The 21,995-nt window shown below is 33.0% G+C and carries 14 protein-coding genes; 5 read left to right on the top strand and 9 right to left on the bottom strand.

Annotated elements, in window-relative coordinates:
- Nucleotides 1-3 precede the first annotated feature (3 nt).
- Nucleotides 4-678 (top strand): response regulator transcription factor, encoded by a 675-nt coding sequence (locus tag H6622_09340; GenBank protein MCB9061712.1) that lies wholly within the window; start codon nt 4-6, stop codon nt 676-678.
- Entirely contained in the window at nt 662-2,125 is a 1,464-nt protein-coding gene (locus H6622_09345; protein ID MCB9061713.1) for a HAMP domain-containing histidine kinase, read from the top strand. Before H6622_09340 ends, H6622_09345 begins: the two co-directional genes overlap by 17 nt.
- On the opposite strand, the gene H6622_09350 is transcribed toward H6622_09345, so the two are convergent.
- The 6 genes from H6622_09350 to H6622_09375 are packed head-to-tail and all read right to left on the bottom strand — an operon-like array spanning nt 2,102 to nt 8,643.
- Entirely contained in the window at nt 2,102-2,755 is a 654-nt protein-coding gene (locus tag H6622_09350; protein ID MCB9061714.1) for a hypothetical protein, read from the bottom strand. The genes H6622_09345 and H6622_09350 overlap by 24 nt on opposite strands.
- Nucleotides 2,706-3,899: a tetratricopeptide repeat protein gene (locus tag H6622_09355; GenBank protein MCB9061715.1), complete on the bottom strand. Its 1,194-nt coding sequence runs from the start codon at nt 3,897-3,899 to the stop codon at nt 2,706-2,708. The genes H6622_09350 and H6622_09355 overlap by 50 nt, the downstream gene beginning before the upstream one ends.
- Nucleotides 3,896-5,980, bottom strand: coding sequence for an urea transporter (locus tag H6622_09360; protein ID MCB9061716.1), 2,085 nt, complete (start codon nt 5,978-5,980; stop codon nt 3,896-3,898). The genes H6622_09355 and H6622_09360 overlap by 4 nt, the downstream gene beginning before the upstream one ends.
- Nucleotides 5,981-7,354: an alanine racemase gene (locus tag H6622_09365; GenBank protein MCB9061717.1), complete on the bottom strand. Its 1,374-nt coding sequence runs from the start codon at nt 7,352-7,354 to the stop codon at nt 5,981-5,983.
- Nucleotides 7,355-7,357: 3 nt separating this feature from the next.
- On the bottom strand, nt 7,358-8,404 hold the full coding sequence (locus tag H6622_09370; protein MCB9061718.1) for an ATP-grasp domain-containing protein: 1,047 nt from the start codon (nt 8,402-8,404) through the stop codon (nt 7,358-7,360).
- Nucleotides 8,398-8,643 carry a PqqD family protein gene (locus tag H6622_09375; protein MCB9061719.1) on the bottom strand — a complete coding sequence of 82 codons (246 nt, stop codon included), beginning with the start codon at nt 8,641-8,643 and terminating at the stop codon, nt 8,398-8,400. Before H6622_09375 ends, H6622_09370 begins: the two co-directional genes overlap by 7 nt.
- 433 nt (nt 8,644-9,076) lie before the next feature.
- Here H6622_09375 and H6622_09380 point away from each other — a divergent pair, with 433 nt between their 5' ends.
- Nucleotides 9,077-11,476 carry a hypothetical protein gene (locus H6622_09380; protein ID MCB9061720.1) on the top strand — a complete coding sequence of 800 codons (2,400 nt, stop codon included), beginning with the start codon at nt 9,077-9,079 and terminating at the stop codon, nt 11,474-11,476.
- On the opposite strand, the gene H6622_09385 is transcribed toward H6622_09380, so the two are convergent.
- On the bottom strand, nt 11,473-12,945 hold the full coding sequence (locus H6622_09385) for an FAD-dependent oxidoreductase (protein MCB9061721.1): 1,473 nt from the start codon (nt 12,943-12,945) through the stop codon (nt 11,473-11,475). The two genes, H6622_09380 and H6622_09385, sit on opposite strands and share 4 nt — an antisense overlap.
- 83 nt (nt 12,946-13,028) lie before the next feature.
- A complete protein-coding gene (gene astB, locus H6622_09390; protein ID MCB9061722.1) occupies nt 13,029-14,363 on the bottom strand; it encodes an N-succinylarginine dihydrolase in 1,335 nt (444 codons plus the stop codon).
- Nucleotides 14,364-14,465: 102 nt separating this feature from the next.
- On the opposite strand from astB, the gene H6622_09395 reads away from it, so the two are divergent.
- Nucleotides 14,466-15,737, top strand: a complete 1,272-nt coding sequence (locus H6622_09395; protein ID MCB9061723.1) for a nicotinamide-nucleotide amidohydrolase family protein — start codon at nt 14,466-14,468, stop codon at nt 15,735-15,737.
- Nucleotides 15,738-15,949: 212 nt separating this feature from the next.
- On the top strand, nt 15,950-18,412 hold the full coding sequence (locus H6622_09400; protein ID MCB9061724.1) for a hypothetical protein: 2,463 nt from the start codon (nt 15,950-15,952) through the stop codon (nt 18,410-18,412).
- A 6-nt stretch (nt 18,413-18,418) separates the two neighbouring features.
- On the opposite strand, the gene H6622_09405 is transcribed toward H6622_09400, so the two are convergent.
- Nucleotides 18,419-21,979, bottom strand: a complete 3,561-nt coding sequence (locus H6622_09405) for an SBBP repeat-containing protein (protein ID MCB9061725.1) — start codon at nt 21,977-21,979, stop codon at nt 18,419-18,421.
- Nucleotides 21,980-21,995: the final 16 nt, after the last annotated feature.

Raw genomic sequence — 21,995 nt, forward strand, 5'->3', positions numbered from 1 at the left:
CTCATGAAAAACCTACTCTTAGTCGAAGATGATCCGATTTTAGGTAAAGCAATTTTTACAGCACTTGAATTAGAAGGAAACAATATTATATGGGCCATCAATCTAGAACAAGGACGTGGATATTTGTCACAGAAAACTTTTGATCTGGCCCTACTTGATGTGGGTTTACCAGATGGAAATGGTATTGATTTCTGTGGTGAGGTAAAAGAAAAATTTCCTCACTTACCTATCATTATGCTCACAGCGGTTGTAGATGAAGACTCTGTCGTTAAAGCTTTAGAAATAGGAGCAAACGATTATATTCGAAAACCATTTGGAAACAAGGAACTCATTGCAAGAATCAATGCCACTTTAAAGGTGACTGATACAAATCCTACCCAAGTTGAGTATCAAGGTTTGAAAGTTGACTTAGAAAAAAGAAAAGTCTTTTACAGAGGTGAGGAAATTTCATTTCCTCGAAGGCAAATTGATGTCCTGTATTTCATAATGGCCAATAGTGAGAAAGTTATCACGCGTGAGTCCCTTATAAATTATCTTGATAAAGATAGCGAAATCGTCGACCGAACAATTGACTCTCATATTAGTCAAATTCGAAAGAATCTAAAAAAATGTAATATTTCAAGTATTGAACTTAATTCAGTTTATGGCGTAGGATACAGACTTGAAAAAGCTGCTTGAACAATTTCTACTCTTTCGAGTGTTTGTCTTCACTGGAGGAATAACTCTGGTTCTTTCTCTTTTAGTATTTCTTGGTTTCGATTATTTTCAAGAATATCAACAAGAGCAAAAGTTTAAAAACTCAGTACAGAGCTTTGTGAGAACTCTGAATCAAGTGAAACTAAACAATAACATTAGTTACGCTGAATCAATTCATCAAATAGCTTTTTTAAAGATAGAAGATATCCCTTTTGAAAAATTTCTTTTCACACAACAAAAAAAAGTGATCTTCCCTTATAAAGGTGCAAAGATTGAAGGCGACCTACAGTCTGTCAAATTACCAAATAAACTCTATAAAGCTGAAGTTTTTTCAAATAGGCCAAGGCAATATATTATAAAAATTAGTTCAGATTATTATTTAATGGCCCGTTTTGGCCCTCCAATGCATCATAGAGGTCCCCCTCCCCCTCCAAGAAATCATTTTGCAAGAGAAGATAGACCAATGGGGCCCCCGCCTCCTGAGGATAGAGGACCAAATGGGCCCTTTAAATATATTTTTCCTATAATCATTTGCGTTTTAATAAGTATTATATTGTCATTTATCCATGTGTTATATCTTTTTAGAAAAAAAGCAAAAGAAGCAGACAATGTTTTAACTCTACTTCACTCTGGGGATTTAAAAGCTCGATTTAAAACTTCTAAATCAGACGAAGTTGGGAAAATGATGCTCAAATTTAATGAAATGGCCGATGAAATCGAGTCCCTGGTTGAAAAAGTAAAAGAAACCGAGGCCTCAAGAAGATTATTATTGCAAGAGTTGGCACATGATCTAAGAACACCGATTGCATCATTGCGATCCTTTTTAGAAACCTTGGTTGATAAATTTAAAATTCTACCACAACAAAAAATTGAAGAATTTTTAAATTTGTCTCTTAAAGAAACCGGTTATTTTAATAGACTTGTGGAAGATTTACTCTTTCTTTCCGGAGTAAATGATCCAAAGTATAAAAATTCATTTTGTTCAACTTCATTGAATGAACTTCTATCTGAAGAAGTAAATACTTTATCCTTTGAAGAGATTAAAGTTGAGTTAGACTTACCAAACCAATTAAATGTACGTGGAGATCGTCACCTTCTTAAAAGGTTATTAAGAAATGGTATTACAAATGCAATTTCATTTGCAGCATCTAAAGTTAAGATTGGGATAGAAGATCAAAATCAAAATTTTATCTCTTTATATATTGAAGATGATGGGCCAGGAATAAATGAAGAAGAAGTCAGCTCCTTTGGACATAAAAAGTATTCCCGAAAATTTGATGAATTCGACAAGGGTAGAATTTCCATTGGGCTTGGATCAGTCATTATGGCAAAAATCTCTGAACTTCATGGTGGACATATATTCATCAGAAATAGTTATGAAAAGGATGTCGTTGTAGGAGCAAAATTAGTTATTACGATTAAAAGCTAAACTCCTATCTGTATTCATGTACTTTAAGGCCGTCGTATTGGAAGGATCTATTTGCAAGATCTTATAAAAAACTTCTTTACTGTTTTTTATCTTTTTCAATTTAGAAAGCACAACTGCTTTTTTTACTAAAATGGATGTATTCTCTGGATAAAAACGTAAAATTTGTTCATAAACAGCGAGCGCACTTGTATATTGACTGATCCCCAAAAAAAGCGAGGCCAGTCTTATATTAAGTTCCAGATTGAAAGGATTTTGACTATTAAAATTAAGTAATACTGCAATAGACTCATCAATCTCGCCTAGTTGCTCATGTGAGTAAGACATTCCTAATACAGCATTAATTGAGCTTTTCTCACTTTTTTGAGCTAAAGAATAATGATAGAGTGCATTTTTATATTTCTGACTCTGATAATAGAGCCAACCCAATCTTAAATTTAAAAAATACTCTGTAGGCCTCATGAGATATAACGACATTAAAGAATTAATTGATGCCTTAAAATTTCCCTTTTTTTCTAGCTGATAGGAATCTGTCATTGCTTGAGTCTCAATTTTTTGAAACTCTACTGAAAAAAGACTAAAATTAAAAACTAAACCCAATACTAAGGGAGAGAGTCTTACTAGTAGATTCATCATTTTCTCCTAAAACTTGAAAAGTGCTCTTTGTATATGAAATATCTGTGAATACTGATTTACTTAATTGTAAATTTACGCCCATTTTGAGTCCTTCTGTGTACTTATCACTCGAATTATAAATAACAAGTCCTCCATTATCACTGGCAAATTTTCTCTCTCCAGACCAATAGGAAACGTAAGGTTTTAAGCTTTCTAATTTAAAAGTCGCCTGCATTTCATAACTTATTAGATTCTGTGAACCACTCGTATTTTCAGATTGATTGATATTAATTAAAGTTACATCAGCTGAAAGGTCTATAATGCTTAATGATTGTTTAATGGAGGGAGTAAATTGGTAGACACGAACAGGAAGTACTGAATAATTTTTATAATATGTGTATTGAGCAAACATCCTTAACGTTAGTAAAGATGCATAGAAATGGTTATACTCGGAAAAAACAGCAATACCCTCATCTGTTAAGTTATCACTTGAGTTGATATAATGCCCACCGATTTTAAATTGATGTTTATAATTTGAAAAATATGAATATGAGATGGCCATATTTTTTTGAGTAATATCTTCAAGGAGAGAATTATCTTTATATGAAATTTCAGTTGAATCAACTATTAATTCTAAGAAATGATTTCCTTTAAAGAAACTTCCATAAATACCTTTTACTTGTGCATTTTGTTTAGTTGTTTGTCCATTATAATCGATTGATGAATAGTATGGTGAAATAAATGTATACATCACCTCTTTTACGTCAGTAGATCTCTCAATTTTAGTTGATTGACGATATGAAATCATAGGCCATTTAGAATTCATCACTCTTACAGTGGCCTGTTTAATATATTTAGGTGGATTTTCATTAAGATTTTTTACGAATTGTTTATAGGCCAAAGACCTTCTCCCTGCATTGTAAAAACAAATCGCTTTATTATAACTTGCTAAATGTCTCATTTCACTTTTTTGTAAAGTTTTTGAATTATATACTTTTATGGCCTGTGAATATTTTTTCATTTTTTGAAATTCATAAGCTAGATTAAATATATCTTGAGCGTTATAAGGTGAGACTTGTACTCTGCGAATGAGAATATCTATTTTTGAGCAAAAAAGTTCGTTTGAATAAAAAATGAAAGATAGGATTAATATTAACTTCATTTCCTACTCTCATCCGAAAAATTAAATTGTATTTTTATACCATCGAAAAATATATTTTTGAACCCAATGAATTGATCAAGCTCGACCTTTACTGGAACTTGCTTTCCATTTTTAAAAGTATAGCCTTTGAAAGAAAATGTACTGTTGTCAAATTCCCATTTTGCGATATACTTTGAACGAAATGAGCTATAAGGTAAAATAATATCCTTAAGAACTTTCAAAAGTCCTAAGTATTGGTCTTTCGGTGCGATAACAAATGTCCAACTTAACCCTTTATAGAACTTAGTGGGTACAAGAGGGCTTGAAAGTGAAAGATACTTAAGAACACTATCTTCTTTCCCTTCAAAGTTGTAGAAATAAATAAAGTCGTTATCTTTACTAAAAAAAAGTTTATTTTCAAATTGATCTTCAAAATAGAACACACCAGTTTTTTTACACATTTTTACTATGAGTTGACCTTGAAATATTTTACTTCCTTGTACTTGAAAAGTTATTTTTTGACCTAAAACATAATTAGAGTTGGATAAATTTAGCTGTTCACCTTCGTAAGTTGAAATCAGTGCATTTTTTTGAGGAATTGAATATCTATGTATCGTATTGTTCTCGACATATTTATCAATTACAAATTCTGTTGTATCATCTCCTAAAAAACCACTCCATTGTGCTTGTAAATGGATATGTGGCTCAGGACTATAACCACTATTTCCGCACTTTCCCAAGATATCATTAACTGTAACATAATCACCGATTTTTTTTGTGACACTTGTTTTTTGCAAATGAGCAATTAATATATATAGGCCATACACTGAACGGAGGATGATATAATTTCCCCAATTATCCTTATGGTTAACTTCTCCAATATTGTTGTCATTTATTTCATTTTGAAAGGCAACAACATAACCATTTATTGGTGAATAAATTTCTTGGCCAAAAGCAAAATAATCCTCAACTCTTGATCCTTTGCCTGTGAATGATTTATTGTCTATTAAAATGTTAAAATCAAGTGCATGTTGCCATCGACCTTGATGTGTCCATATATCATTGAAGGATTGATAGGTATTCCAGCGACCTCTAAATGGTAAACTAATACAAGGAAGTTCTGTTGTATTGAGTTCACCTGAACATTTAAAATGAAAATTTTCCTCGGGCGTTTTTCCAAATATTTTAACGATTTCACTATATTTAAGCTGTTTTAATAAAAAAACCAAAACGATAACACAAAGATTGAACGGTAGGGCGAATACCGGAATATTTAAGGGTCTCAAGAGCACATTAAAACTAGTGGCCAAAAAAACACTTAGCCCTATAGAAAAGGGAACGAAGATAAGTGTTTTACGTGATGGGACTAAGAAAACTCCTCCCATGGCCATTGCGACGAGTATATAATTGAACGAATAAGTTATATATTCTCCTCCAAGAGGGCCACCAGAAAGTCCATGTTCGAAAATATTTCCAAAAAAATGGCCCAACATTGAGAGAAAGATCACCTGTCTGGATATCATGAGAATAGATAAAAAGATTACAAATCCCACAACCACATTTGGATAAAAAATAATGGCCCCCAGGGATTTTAAATAATTTGTCATAAATACGGGTAAAAATGAAATATCAACATTTATGAAGTTCGTTTGATAATCAATGATTTCAAAAAGATTACTATAATCATGAGAGGCCCCATATATGGCCATACTTACAACCGAAAATGGAAAAGATAAAACAGGCAATTCATATTTTGAGAATATATTTCTCAGAAATAGTGTCAAAGCGTAGGTTAATAGTGAACAACAAAGATTTAAAAATAATATTGTTAAATCTAATTTAAAAAGAGCACCAATTGATAGGCCCACAAGAAGTGGGTTATACAAAAGCAGAGAATCTTCAAGTATATCTAATTTCTTTGCATTTAAAAAGTAAGTAAACAGATAGATACCAATAATCGAAATCAACCCATTAGCTGCAATGTTTAAAGACACAAATGTTGAAAGAAAAACAACAATACCTAGGATTCGGTTTCTTATTAAAAAGATATCTGAATAGATATTTGTTAAATTAAATAGTTGTTTAAACTTAGAAGTACTCATCTATAGCTCGAATTTTAACTCATCTGGTAAAAGTTCATCGAATTCTATACTTTCCAAATTTTCAGCTCTTTTTAATAAGCAAGTCTCTCCATTTTCTTTTATTAAGACCACTGCAGGTCTATAACGGATAAACTGCATTGACTGAGTAATATTATAGGCCCCCACAGGATGCAAGGTTATATGAGTACCAACAGGGATATAAGGAGTAGAAAAACCATCCTTTAAAATGTCTATATTCATACACAAAGGCCCATTAAAGATTGCTGGCTCTGCTATACCTTCTAATTTTTTATTAATTTGAAATTTAAAATTATACCAGGCATTCGTATACAATAAGTTAACTCCTGCATCTAAAACATAAGAACGTTTACCTGTAGGCAATAGTTTGCTATTTGATACTTGTGTAATCAAAAATCCGGCCTCATCAATTAAATGCCTACCCGTTTCAAGTATTAGTTTTGGCCTATGTTCAGAGTTTTCAAATATTTTGAACTTTTTAGTTATACAACTGGCATATTCTTCAATATTCTTTATCGCAATTTCTGCAGGTTGGTATACTCCTCTTAAATTATTTTTTGATGGTATTCCGCCACCCATATCAATATAGTGGAGTCTTACTCCAAATTTGTTTTGAATCATTAAATAAAAATCTATCAATTTCTCTGCGGATTGTTCATAGCTCGTCGGATCCATCATAAATGTCCCAATATGCGCATGAATCCCTGTGAGTTCCAAATGATCTGATGAAATAATTTTCCTGGCCGCCTCTAGTGCTTGTCCTGTTTCTAAATTGAATCCAAACCGGCTCCATTGAGTCGCACCCAAAATATGAAAATTAAGTCTAATCGCCACAGGGACAATTATTTTTTCTTTTCTGGCAATTTCTTCAATCATTGTCATTTCATCGAAATTATCTATATGAATATAGGCCCTCTCCCTTATTGCTCTTTTTAGACTATCTACTGATTTTAAAGGACCATTATAAATAATTCTATTTCCTGGTACTCCTAGAGCTCTTGCTTTTTCATACTCGAAATCACTTACGACTTCCGCAATCGCACCTTCTTGATGAAAAATGGCGCAAATTCCTTTGAGATAATTTGTTTTATAACTCCATGCAAATTGTACATTTTCATAATTTTCACAAAAGGCCTTATGGGCCCTTCTATAAGTATCGCGGATTGTTTTTTCACAAAAAACAAATAAAGGTGAACCATATTTTTCACTCAGTTCTTCAACACTAATTCCAGAAATAACATCGTTAAATTCTAGATCAGCAGCAATCGCAGGCCCGGCCTTTGATGTGAGATAATTGGACACTCTTACTATATTTGGTCTTTCATATTTTAGTTTTTTACTTGGTTGAATACTCATAATTTATCCTTGGTTTTTTAAATTTGCGCCAGCAATGAGCATTCCCATTTTTGACACATCAGTTACAAGTTCATAAGAATAGCGCACAAAAAGTTTTCCTCTTTCGTATTCATTGCTTAAGGGCCGAAAGTTTTCGTTTTTTAAAATATTGATTAAATTTACTGGTAAATTAATGCCTACTGATTTACTGAAATAGACCCAAGAAGGAAATCTAGGATTAATTTCAATTAGGAAATTTTGTTCATTATTAAAAATACATTCAATTTCGAAAGGTCCGCGCCACTTTGTGTGTTTTATAAATTTATTAGCACTTTCAATAATTTTTTCATTCTCAATGGTGACTCCCATCCAGATTTTTCCAAGATGAGTTGTAGATATTTTTTTAATGGCCACTATTCCTAGGTGGCCACCTTTTCCATCCCCAACGCCAATTAGATTAAACTCTTCACCAGAGACCATTTCTTGGAGTAGAAGAGGAAGTCCCCATTCATTTGAAATTTCATAGGCCCGACCAAGTAGTTCCTGAACATTTTTCACAATATAGGCCTTGTAATAGCGACCTTTCACAAGCATCGGGAACTTTAAGTTCTCATTGGCCAGAGTTAATAATTGATTTAAGTCTTCGACGACAATTGTTTGAGGGTGAAAAAGTCCAATATTTTTAGAAAGTTCTGTAAGTAATTGCTTATCTCTAAGATTAAATTGTTCTTCACTAGGCAGAAGTGTTTTGATTCCCAACTCCTCTAATGCATTTTTATGTTTGATAAATAAAGGAAGTTCAGCATCTAGGCATGGTATAATAAAATCTAATCCATATTGTGTTTTAATTAGCTTAATTTTACTTAATATTCTCTCAAATCCATTACTCGGATAAGGAAGAATAAAAGTTTCATTAAAGAGAAAATCCATATAGTTGCCAGGATCATTTAGGTCGTAACTCAATCCAAATATTTTTGCCTGAGGAAAAGTTTCTCTTATACATCTGGCGACCCCTACTCCAGGGCCAGGATTATCAGTGGCATTGATTCCAGTTATTGCTATTCTCATGATTGCACCGTAAGCCCATAAATTTTTAATTTTGTGATAAATTCAACAACTTCAATATGGGTTTCTTGTTTGTCTAGTTCATACTTAGAAATAAGGTAATCAGTAATTTGACTAATCCCCTGGCCCTTGTTTAAAAGTTCGATAACCTCTTTACCTGCAGAGTTGAGCGAGTAACTTGTTCCGGTAGTAGAGTCAAATGCAAAATCATTTGAACTCGTGATAAGATTTGGTAGCTTATACATGCGACCTCCTTTGCTGGATTTAGTATGTAAGAAGAATGTTCACGAAATATGGAGAAATTAAACATAGAAATAATAGTGTGGAAAAATTAATAATTTCAAAGTCCTACTTGGTATATTTTTGGACTTTCAAACATACTCAATAATATTTAGGAAAAGTTAGAGCACAATTTTAATGACATGGATTTGGGATATTTTAAGTTTTTGAATATTCTGTAAAACAGTTAATCCTTGAAAATCACACATTACTTGCGATTGAAAATGACCACAATTTATGGCAGTCATATTTTTTATAACATGAGTTATTTCAAATATTTAACTCATTTAGTTTTTTTCACTCTGTTGCCGATAAGTTACTGATATATAATGAGTATGTCGGGGGGAGATTATTAATCTTTTTCAAAATTCAACTCACTTAATATTTGTTCTGATAAGCATGTCAGTTTTCAATTCTGTCATTGGAGATGATTATTTTGATAACTATAGGGCCAGTTGTACTGAGCTGACAAAAGATCTAAAGAATGTAACGACGGAACAATATACATTACATTCAGATGGAGGTAGTGACGATTTAGCTACATTAATGAAAAAGTCTAATTATCTAATGGCCGAAATTAATTTTATGAAAGGACTGCAAGCTACTTATGACAAGCTAAGTGATAAAGTAAAAGAACTCAATAATCTAAAAAATAAAGGTGACATTAAACTCACAACTCTTAATAATGAATTAGGCAAAGAAATTCTCTATGCTCAAAGATTAAAGCTACTCTCGAGCTTCCATGATAAATTAAGTGATGAAGAAGATACGACTGGAGAAATCAGTAGTGACAAATTGAAAAGTACAAATCAAAATCTTCTTGATATTGAAGAAATACGTAACTGTATAGGGCGTGGTCAAATAGACAGTTGCAGTTATTTTAAAACTCAGTTCTATGATCAAATCCCTGCTGATCCAGTTAGTCTCAGAAATGATTTCATTGATTCAACAAAAGGCTTGCTTGAAACTTTAAAGATTCAAAGAGAAAAAGATAGAGAAGATGGTTTTAGTCCTACAGTGCGGGAAAGCTTAACACTTAAACAAAAATTTGATCTCTACACTGATAAGTATTTCGATGGAGTTAAAAACAAACCTGATCTAAAAAATAGGGAAAATCGAAAAGATTTTATAAAAAAATTAGATAAAGGTGTAAGTTATGCCAAACAAATAAGAAACTTGATTACAGATTTCGTTTCAGATACTGTGCCCCCCTCAAATAATAAATGTGGAAATCTCACAGTTGATAGAATTTTTGAAATATTTCGAAAAAGAAACAAGGATAAACAAGAGCAGTATGATGTTACCTCGAGAGACTTAGCTGACAAGGTGGAGTTTGAAAATGTTAGAAATGATTGTAAAAGAAAAGCAGTAACCATCGTTAACAATTTAAGTAAGCATATTGATGAAATGAAGGAATATTTTGAATACAGTGATAAAAATAGCGTAAAAGGTTTTTTTAGAAGCATTTATTATACGATTAATGACCTTATGAATGAAAATAATCGAATCTACCTGGATCAGAGTGCAGCACAATCACAATTGTCTGAGGATTATAAAACTTACGAAGACAAGATTAATGAATCTAAAGAATTTATCAACCAAATGATGAATCGAGAAGGTGAAATAAAAGTCAAAGAGTATCTAGAGAAAAATAAACTTCCAAATGTAGCTAATTTTGCAACGGGCGTGAACAAAACACCAGAAGATTTTATAAAAGATCTTAAAGCAAAAACAAAAAACAAATTTGACGGATGTGTAGACTATCTTCAAATAGCTGACGGTATGAAACAAATAGTTAAATCCAAAGAGATCGACATTAAGAAACCTCTGGCCAAATGCCTTATGGAAATAAGTGGATATGAGGCCTCTCCTTTTAAAGATGACCTCAGATTAAAAGAAAAGGAACGGGAGAAAATCAATAATCAAATCAATGATATTAGAGACAAAAAAGAATTTAAAGATTTGGAACAACTTGCTCATTTGATAGTAATAGATTACCGTTCTCGCTGTAAAAAAGAATATCATGGATCAAATTATTATGAAACATGTAGTATTCATGATGCTGATACAAACAAAAATGAAATTTTATTCAATTTGATAGAGGATACATCAAAAATTCTAGAAAAAGAAAACCCACTTGGTTTCGATTGGGCAGTACAATTTGATCAAGACTCATTTGATAAGACGAATAAATTGGATCCACAGGACAATAGGAAAGTAGTATCTAATCTATGTATTGGAAAGGGGAGCAAAACTTATCAAGCTTTAGCTCCTAATTTTTGTAAAAACGTAAGGTTTCTAGACACTAAATTTACAAAGATTACGGAATTTTATAATGACGATTGGAATAGTCCTAAAAGTGCATTCGCTTGGTATAACCAGCCCAGTTTCTGGAATGAAACTGCTAATGGTCTCGTCACGATTGGAAATACTTATCTAAATTCCTCCATGCCTAATCAGACGTTTTATTTTGAAAGAGGAAAAGCAATCCAAGACCTCAAGTATAATTTCTCTATTTTTAATAATTACGCCTCAACTTATGCCAATTCAACAGAATTTGATTTTTCAAATCCTTATGGAAATTATAACGGTTATTACTACTGGAAAAATGGCTTTGTGAATAATACCTACGGAATAGGACCAGCGGCGATTAGAGGAAGTGAGTATTATTGGTCTAAGCTTGGAGGAGCTGAATTTTACCAAACCTCACCGATTAGAGGTGGTTTTAATGATTACTACAATATTGATTTTACAAATCAAGATCCTACGGCCTATTTGAACTCACCACTGAATGTTTAAAGATTTTTCATTATTATTGATTCTGCGACCTTCACTCCATCTACAGCAGCAGATGTGATTCCTCCTGCGTGTCCTGCCCCTTCCCCGCAAGGATAAAGTCCTTTGTGACTCTCTGATTCAAGAGTTTCACGATTTCTCAAAATAGAAACAGGAGCAGATGTTCTCGTTTCTGGAGCTATAAAAAGACCATCTTTTGAAATAAAACCGGGCATATTGCGATCAAAATGTATCAGTGCATTTTTCAAGTGATCTGTAATAAAGCTTGGTAAAACTTGACTTAATCTAGCGTGAACAAGTTTTGAAGGTGCTGAAGAGAGAACTGAAAAATGATGATTTAATTTATCATCCAAAAATTCATAAAGGGTTTGAGAAGGAAGTTCTTTTCCACTCGCTTTGTCTTTTGAAATTAAAAATGCTTTTTGTTCAATTTCTCTTTGAAATTTTAACCCACTCAAAACATCTTCTTCAGAAAAATCTATACCGGCCTTTACTGAAACCACTAGCGCTGCATTTGACCAGGGAGATCTTCTAGAATAATTACTCATACCATTTACAACAATTCCATCCGCCTCAGTTCCAGAAGATAAAACATGGCCTCCAGGGCACATACAAAAACTATATGTCCCTCTTTTTTGCTCTCTATTTTCATAACTTAAACGATACCTTGCTGTCCCCAATCGGTCATCAGTAGAAAAATTTCCATACTGTATTTTATTAATAAGTTCACGAGGATGCTCAACACGTACACCGACAGCAAAATCCTTCTGTTTCATAGATACATTTTCATCTACTAAATGTTGATAGATATCTCCAGCAGAATGGCCAGTGGCCAATATAACATGATCTGTTTCAATTTTTTGACCATTTGAGAGTTCTACTCCACACACTTTGTTTTTTTCAAAAATAATTTTTTCCAATTTTGTTTCATATTTAATATCAAATTTATTTTCAACTAAATATTTTGAAATCTTACCAATGAGGATACGAATTTTATTTGAACCTAAGTGAGGATTTGATAGATATGCTGTCTCTTCAGGTGCCCCAAAATCAACTAAGCGATTCATGACATACTGTACGTAAGGTGACTTCACTCTTGTAATCAATTTCCCATCACTAAAAAGTCCAGCTCCACCTTCTCCAAAACACACATTACTTTCGGTATTAAATTTTCCATATCGCCAAAACTGCGCAATATCCTTCATTCGTTCATGTGCTCTTTTTCCACGCTCTATAAGCGTACAAGGTATACCATATTCAGCAAACCTTAGAGCACAAAAAAGACCCGCAGGCCCAGTGCCAATAATAATTGGTTTTTTTATGAAGGGTTTCTTTTGAGTAAATGACTCCTTATAAACAGTAAAAGTTTCACCATTTTCAATTATTTCAACTCTGTATTGAAAAGTTGGAACTCGCCCCTTATTAGAACCCCTCGCATCTAAACTTTGTGAAAGAATGCGATAATCAATCATCTTTGGAAATTCTCTATTCAGATATTCATCAAGATCTTGATCATATTTTAATGTAAACTGAGTTGTTTTTGGCACTTAATCACTTACCTTTGAAACTCATAGATGTTACCAAGCTTTAAAATCTTTGTAAGTTCATCTAGTGCTTGTCGGCATTCTTTCAAAAGATTGGGATCTTTAATATCAGATGGCCTGATTTTATCTCGATAATGTTTATTGGCCCAAGAAACAAGAGTTTCATAAAGTTCATCTGTAAAAAGAACACCTTGATTGATTGCTTGTAGTTCTTCATCAGATAAAACCACTCTCAATCTCAAGCAAGCAGGCCCTCCCCCATTTTGCATACTTTCTCTAAGGTCAAAAAAATGAACTCCTTTAATTGGGTTACTTTGATCCTTAATGATTTCTGTAATCTGTTTTCTTACAGCAGAATTTTCCTCACACTCTTTGGGTGCGATGATGGCCATAGAACCATCCTTCAAACTCACAAGTTGGGTATTAAACAGATAGGATCTAACCGCATCTTCAACAGTAACTTTTTTATTTAAGATTTTAATTGGTATAAATTCATCAAAGGATTTTTTAAGATTCTCAATATGATGATCACCTTCAATAAAAGCATCTTCATGGTACAAAAGGACGTTTTTATTTCCCACAGAGATGACATCATTATGAAAAACTCCTTTATTGATAACTTCAGGACTTTGTTGGACAAGAATGGCCACGTCTTTTTTAAGATTATGACGTCGTATTAGTGTATTAGAGGCCTCAAAAGTTTGTCTGGCCGGCAGTCCTCGGGGCCTTGGTTTAGATATGTCTAAAGCATATTTTCCAAAAACAAAAACTTCTTTTCCCTTTTGACCATAATCTAAACATAGACGTGTATGATTTGCAGCACCTTCATCCCCAAAAGCATTTCCACCTTGTATCGCAGAGTGGATTGTGAAATATTTTTCATCATTAAAGATGGCCTTAAGAATCCTCTGCGTTTGTTCACTTTCCTGAAACCTATGAGGAAGACTATTTAAATTAGCCACTGAAATATGAACCTTTCCATCCTTAGTATCAGGACTTGGCGAAACTGTGGCCGCATTGGCCGTCCACATGGGAGAGGCCGAGGTTGCAATTGCCAACAAAGTTGGATCAACTTTGTAAACTTTTTCAATAATTTCATCTTCTTTACCAGAAAATCCAAAATTTCTAAGTAGAGAAATATTTGGTCGTTCATGTGGCGCAATAATCGCTTGAGGTAGACCCATATCATGCAATGACTTCATCTTTTTTAACCCCTGCAAAACAGCAGATTTGGGGTGAGAAACATGTCCTTTATTGTCAAAAGAGGCAAGATTTCCATGAGAGAGTCCTGAATAATTGTGTGTTGGCCCTACAAGACCATCGAAATTGACTTCTTGATAATTCATGATACACCTGGTTATTTTATAATATAATATGCAGCATCCTATCGTTATTCTAATTTTTTGTCTATAAAGTGATCTTGCGTAATTTGATGAAGGACAATTTTTATGAAAATTCAGCTTTTAGTTATAGGTGATGAATTATTAACTGGCCAAATTGTTGATATGAACACTAAATGGTTGGCCAATTTTCTACATGAAAATTCTTTAGAGCTTGAACGGGTTCAAATCTTACCAGATAAAGATTTTAATCTAGAAGTATCTTTTAAAAAGGCCATTGATGAAAAATACGATATTACCTTTGTCACTGGAGGCCTAGGCCCAACCAAAGATGATCGGACAAAAGTTGCCCTGGCAAAAGCATTTGGACTTAAAATTGTTCCAAATAAGGAATCAGAAAAGGTGGCAGCGTCCAATTATCTCCGTGCACAAAGGGATTGGTCATTGGAAAAAGATGCAAAGCATGATAACCCTTACCAATTTCTGCCTCTAGAATTTAGGCCCATTAACAATCCTGGAGGATTAGCACCGGGGATTTTATATGAAAAAGAAAATCAATTTATCTGTTGTGCACCAGGAGTACCCAGCGAATTTCAAAAAATGGTAAGTGATGAATTTTTCCCTGAACTCACAACAAAGTTAAACTTTGATAAAACAAAAAGTGAAAAAATTCGCATTAGAACATTTGGAATACCAGAAGAGAAAATCTTTTATGAGCTTTGTCCAACTCTTTGGCCAGATCTCGAACAGTTTGGAAAAGTAAGTTCACTCCCACGGGTTTTTGGAGTTGATATCGTTGTTACTATTGAGAACACTACAAATGAGAAAAAAAATCTATTATATAAAATAATTAATGAAAGCTTACTTCTCAATCACATTTGGCATATTGGTGAAGATGAATTACCCGAATTATTTTTAAAAAGAGCTCAAGAAAAAAATCTAAAATTTTCATTTGCAGAAAGTTGTACAGGAGGTCTTTTATCATCACTTATCACTGATATATCTGGTTCTTCCTCACATTTTTTAGGGGGCATGGTCACCTATATTAATGAGGCCAAAGTAAATCTTTTGGGAGTCCAAAGAAGTACACTTGAACTAGTAGGAGCAGTGAGTGTTGAAACAGCTGAACAAATGGCCATAGGCTCCCTTAAGGCCTACAATTCAGATATGGCCCTCTCTACTTCAGGAATAGCTGGCCCATCAGGTGGTACGAAAGAAAAGCCAGTTGGAACTTTATCCTTTGGATGGGCCTATCGGAAAAATGGAGAAATCATTTCCGGGGCAGACATACAATATTTTAGGGGTGATCGATTAAAATTAAAGACTCGATTTGCTTTTTGTTGTCTTAAAAAAGGTCTTGATATTATTAAGGCCTTCTGATTTCTTGACGTCCTCCCCTCCGAAACGGAGGGGATTCCTAGTGTGCTCATGCACTACTAGAGGTTACCGCATAAAAATCACTTTGTTTCACAAACAAAAAATGTTGCTAAGTAATTGAAACATGTAAAATTAAAAATTTTGAGTATTTTTCATATATTTCGAAACTAAAACTAGGTATATACATTCCATATAGTCTTTAAGCAGGAGCAGGTATGATTCATTCAAACTATAAAAGAATCATTTTAAAAGTAGTCTTACTTTCTTTTTATTCCTTTTACATATTTGCAACTGAGAAGAAAGATTTTAATGAATGTGAAATGAAATACCATCCAAAAACTGTTATCAAAAACAAAAATATACTTCTCGAACAAAGTGGCATCACAGAGACCCAGAATGAAAATTTTAAAATTCATGGGGAACTTAATCCGGGGCCGCTAAAAACGCTTGAAATCAGTAAATTAGTTGAAAGATTAGGTGAATTAAAAAATAGCAACCAAAAAGATCTCGATAACTTTAGTATGAGAGATCTGAGTATGAGTATAAAAAATCGTTCAAGTGAACTCTCTATTGATGACAGAAGAACTTTAGAATCTTTAATTGATTCAGATGAACATGTACTTGAAATCTTCCGCATTTTGGAAAAAATACATCCTCTATCACCCTCAGCTCAGTTGAAAGTTGTAGAAAAACTTGGGTATTCCAAATTTTCACAGCAAGCATTCGATGTACTCAAATATCAAAAAGTCGTAGAAAATGAAACTTATAAGATGATCATTCAAATGGCCAAATACAATGCTCGTTTTAAACTGGTAGTTTCTCAATTCGAAGATCCCCAAAGACTATTAGTCATATTAGAACCTAAAAGTGAGAATAAAAATGATTTGCTTCTTGAAGCAGGACTGAGTGAGATTCAAATTCAAAATCTATTTAAAACTCATTTACTAAATCCCGATATAACTTTAACAATGTCGATTGATGATCTAATTGATCTCTATTTAAAAATGGATGATAATGAAACTTTTTTAGGTAAGGATTACTATCAGATTACAACTATCATTATAAATAGGGTTAAGGAATTAACCAAAGAGCATAAAGAAATATTTCCTAAAATTTTAGAGCTTAATTCAAAAGTAAAAATAGAAAATGCCCTAAGAATATTAGAAAAAATTAAAGGGCCTTTTCATTTTCTAACCCAATTAAAGCTTCTTCAATTATTACGTAATAAAGACTTCGCCGAAAGGGCGTACGATGTAATTAAGGCCCATAAGGTTGTCGATGATTATATTTTCTGTGAAATTGTAAAATTAGCAAAAGAAAATATTGAACATGGAATTAAACCGAGATGGACTGAAGATCCTGAGCGTCTATTACTTTCAATAGAACCGGTTACAAGTAGCAAAGAAGATAGTCTAAGGAGTGTTTTAAGTTTTGAAGAAGCTAGAAATTTCTTAACAACGTCACAAATTAGACCCCATAAATTTAGGATATTACCTATCAGTGTTGCTATAGATATTTTTGCAGAAACTGAAAATAATGAAAAGTATGAAGATGTTGATATTAATAAAATGGGCACCATACTTCTTGAGAGGGTAAGTGAAATTGGAAGGGATGAATTAGAAATATTAGAAAATCTAATTTTTTCAGACAATATGCTAAAAGTTAGAAATGCGATGCGGATTTTTACAAAATTTGAGTCAAATAGTCCAAAGGTTCAAATTCAAGCTGCGAAATTATTATTAAATGTGAATACGAGGAGTGAAGCTTTTGATATTCTTGTTAATCAAGAGTATGTTGTTCCTGAAGCATTTCTACAAATTGCTCAAATTGCAAAAAATAAAGATGCTCAGTTTGATAAATTGGAAGTGTCTTTAGCTGAGAAATTGTTGTCAAAAATCTTCCCTACAGATATCAATTTTGATCCTCAAAATGAATTCTCTGGTGTTACTTCTGATCAAATGGATTCTAAGATCAATGACCGTCAAATGTTCAAAGAATTCGCTGATCAGGTTAAAACTGAAATTATTTTTGAAGAGCAAATGCAAAAACAAAGAGAAGAAAATCCTGCTCTTAGAAAAGGAATCACAGATATTTCTCAACAAAAAATTGATGAACTACAAAGAAATCTTCAAAAACAAGCAAGTTCTATCAAACTGTTTTCAAAAAATCCCCTTCTCCCTAGGCCTGGAAAAACCTATCGATATGTCATGAAAATTGGAGGTGTTTTCAAGGATAACTTGATTATGCATATAAGCACTTCTGATAAAGTTAGTTACCAAGGTAGAGATGCTTACAAGTACACTACAACACTAGAATATTCAAAGGAGGATAGTTATAAATACAATCTTCCAACGGTAGTATCAGAAAATTTCTCCTCAATTGAAAACGAAAATATTTCATCATGGATACCTTCTGATGATGGTTCCTATCACTGGAGTAGTCCGATTCTTGGCCCAAAAAATGATTTAACATTTAAAGCTGGCCCATTAAATAATCTCCACCAATGGCAATATATAGGTTCTTTTGTAGCACCAAATGGAATAAAGTATAAAGGTGTCTGGAAATTAAGAATTAATACCTCACAAGATTCTTCAATAGATCAATACTACGCCGAGGGGATTGGGTATATTTATAGTAAGTCTGGTGAGCAAATCACATATTTAGAGGGCATATTATAATGAGATTTAAGGTGTAATTCCATTACTTCCACTTTTTATCATGATACTAAAAATATCATACTCACCTGCACTTTTTTCAGATAAGCTACTTCTAGTATCTCCCACTGCAAAAAGATTTCCTTCTGAATCTATATAGATAGAATTTAATAAATCTATATTATTTGCACTTAAAGTATTTGATGTGTTGATCTGTAAAATTCCATCATTGTCATTTCCATCACCATTTCCAAATGAATCATTAATAATTCCAAATGAATCTAATTTGATAATGATAGCATCCTCATATGCGGAAGAAATGCTCCCCCCTAGTGAACTTTCAGTATTTCCAACTACGTATATATATCCTAAATTATCGATACTGAGATCTGTGAAATATTCGTAACTAGATGAATCAAGTGCATTTAAATTGTTTATCTGAAAAATACCATCATTATCGGCCCCATCTCCATTTCCAAAGCTGGTATCTAATTGTCCTGTTGCAAGATTAAATTTAAAAATATAACCTTCTGTAAGCCCTGAATTTGTACCTCCAAAATCACCATTTGTATAACCGACTCCATATAAATTGCCGATCCCATCTAGTGCAATCGAAGTGAATGTTTCGTGAGCAGAAGAGTTTGAAATTGAGTTATTAAATTGCAAAATCCCATCATTATTATGTCCATCGCCATTTCCAAAGCTTGTGTCTAATACCCCAGTTATACTGTTTACTTTTATTAGAACACCGTCAAATCCTCCCCCATTAGTTCCTCCCAAAGCACTCATTGTTCTTCCAGATATGTAGAGATTTCCTGATTGATCAATAACTGTTTTAAAAGCTGTTTCAGTGCTAGAAGCATTGTTGGTGTTTATATTATTAAATTGCAAAATCCCATCATTATTATGTCCATCTCCATTGCCAAAGCTTGTGATGAAATTTCCACTTGTTGAATCAACTTTTGCAGTGAAAATATCACTTGAACCTGCATTTGTTCCTCCTAAAGAAGAATAAGTTGATCCAGTTACTAATAGATCTCCGTTAGAATTTATCTCAAGATCATATGAAGTTTCAGGCATTGATGCATCGTTAACATTAAAATTATTAAATTGGACAATTCCATCATTATCAGACCCATCACCATTTCCAAAACTAGTATCTAGACTCCCAGTGTTTGAATCTATTTTAAGTATAAATACATCGCTCGCTCCAGCGTTGGCCCCTCCAAATGAACTACGGGTTTCCCCTACAGCGTATATTTTTCCACTATCATCCTGAGCTATAGAAAAAATCGAATCATCTCCTAACGCATCAGAAACTAAAAATGAATTGAATTGAAGAATTCCATCGTTGTCTTGTCCATCCCCTGACCCAAAGTTTGGATCTAACACACCTGAAATTGAATTTAATTTTGCAATAAAAGCATCTCTACCTCCTGAATTTTTACCTCCTAAAGAACTATTCGTATGGCCTGCTATAAACATTTTCCCGTTATCATCTACAAACACAGAAGTTACGTTGTCTGAAAAATATGCATTTGTTGACTTAGTAGAATTAAACTGAATAATTCCGTCGTTATTTATTCCATCTCCACTACCAAAATCATTTTTTAAAAGGCCATCTACAAAGTCTAACTTAGCAATGAAAATATCTTCACTTCCAGCATTTAATCCACCAAGTAAACTTTTAGTATATCCGACAGCAAAAATCTCATTTGAACTATTTATTAACATATTAGTGAATATATCTGCATAAATAGCATCATTAGAATTAATATTATTAAATCTCACAATTCCGTCGTTATCAGTCCCGTCACCATCACCAAAATCTGAATCCAGAAGACCATTTATTTTATCAAGTTTCAGGACAAAAGCATCACCTCCACCGGAATCCACTCCTCCAAATAATGCACTTGATGTATTCCCTGCTATCAGTATTGAGTTATCTGTTATAATTACCTTGTATGGTATATCCCATAATTCAGTATTAGAATCATTAAACTGTACAACTCCATCGTCATTTATTCCATCACCGTCTCCAAAACTACTATCTAAATTTCCATTTGTACTCTCTAATTTTAAAACTATAATATTACTAAAAGGTGGATGACTATTAAGTCCTCCTAAATTTCCCCCCTTAGTTTCCCCAACAGCAAAAATATTTCCATCAATATCAATTGCGATGTCATTTATGTTATCCCATGTATTTGGGTCAACACTATTAATATGATTTATTCTTAGAATTCCATCATTATCTACACCATCACTATCTCCAAATTGAGAATCCAATAAACCTGAAACAGAATTAACTTTTGCAATGTAACAATCACTCGCCCCAGCACTTGGTCCACCAAGGTTTCCTCCAAAAACAGAACCTGCCAAATAAATATTCCCAGTCCCATCGTAAACAATAGATGAATTCATTTCTTGTCCGGTTGCAGTTGAGGAGGTATTAAGATTATTTATTTGTAAAATACCATCGTTATCATTACCGTCCCCATCTCCAAAATTTTCATCTAAAGATCCTGTTAAAGTTGAAACCTTAATAATATATGCATCAAAATTACCAGCGTTAGCTCCCCCTAGATTTCCAACAGTACTTCCTCCTAAAAAAAGTGAGGAATTTCCATCAAAGATTAATCTAGAGTTCAACATTTCCAAACCAGACGCATCGTTCGAATTAATATTATTAATCTGAAGGATTCCATCATTATCTCTACCATCCCCATTGCCAAAAGACGTATCAAGAGTTCCTGACAACGAATTTATTTTCATTATAAAAACATCAGAAGAACCTCCATTAGGTCCTCCCAAACTGCCAGTAGTTGTGCCCGAAGCATATAAATTTCCTTCATTATCAAACACCAAACCGAATATTTGATCTTCATTTTGAGTATATTGCGAGCTAATACCACCTAAATGAAAATATCCAGATTTTGCAAACCTTGTATCCAACTCTCCAAGTGGATTTAGTTTTATAATAAGTATGTCCTTGCCTCCACCAGCAAACTCTGCAAGATTTGAAGTAGTATATCCTCCCAAATATATTGAACCATCAGCACCCTTTACCAAAGCAAAGGCCTTTTCACTTCCTCCTGTATCAATAGGTTTAAGTTGAAAAGAAAAACTAGATAATTGCCGAATTGATCTGGCCATAGAATTATCATAGGGTATAAAAACACTTCCAGATTCATTCCCTCCATTTAAACCATCAATATCTGTCGAAATAAGTTGATATTTTAAAAAATCTCCACGAGATATCGTTGACGTTAAAAGATTTATATTTCCTTCAAAAATAGTTCCATTTTTTTGTAGTACTATTTTTTCTCCAGTAAGCGGATCACATCCAGGTGTATTTTTAATACTACAAAAATAAAAATTCACACTACTATTATCATTATCGTCACCACTATATTTAGCATGTACTTGTATGGTTTTCGTATTGTCAATTGGTGAAATTTCAATTTTTTGGATTGATAAAGAATTTGTTTTCTCGTATTTAAGAAAATCATAGATATTTAAATTAATTCTACTTTTTCCACAAGAAGAAAATAAAGTAAGTATTAATAGACTATAACTAATAACTCTCATCAATAAATTTTAACCC

The sequence above is a fragment of the Halobacteriovoraceae bacterium genome, assembly GCA_020635115.1.
In the GTDB taxonomy this organism is placed as follows: domain Bacteria; phylum Bdellovibrionota; class Bacteriovoracia; order Bacteriovoracales; family Bacteriovoracaceae; genus JACKAK01.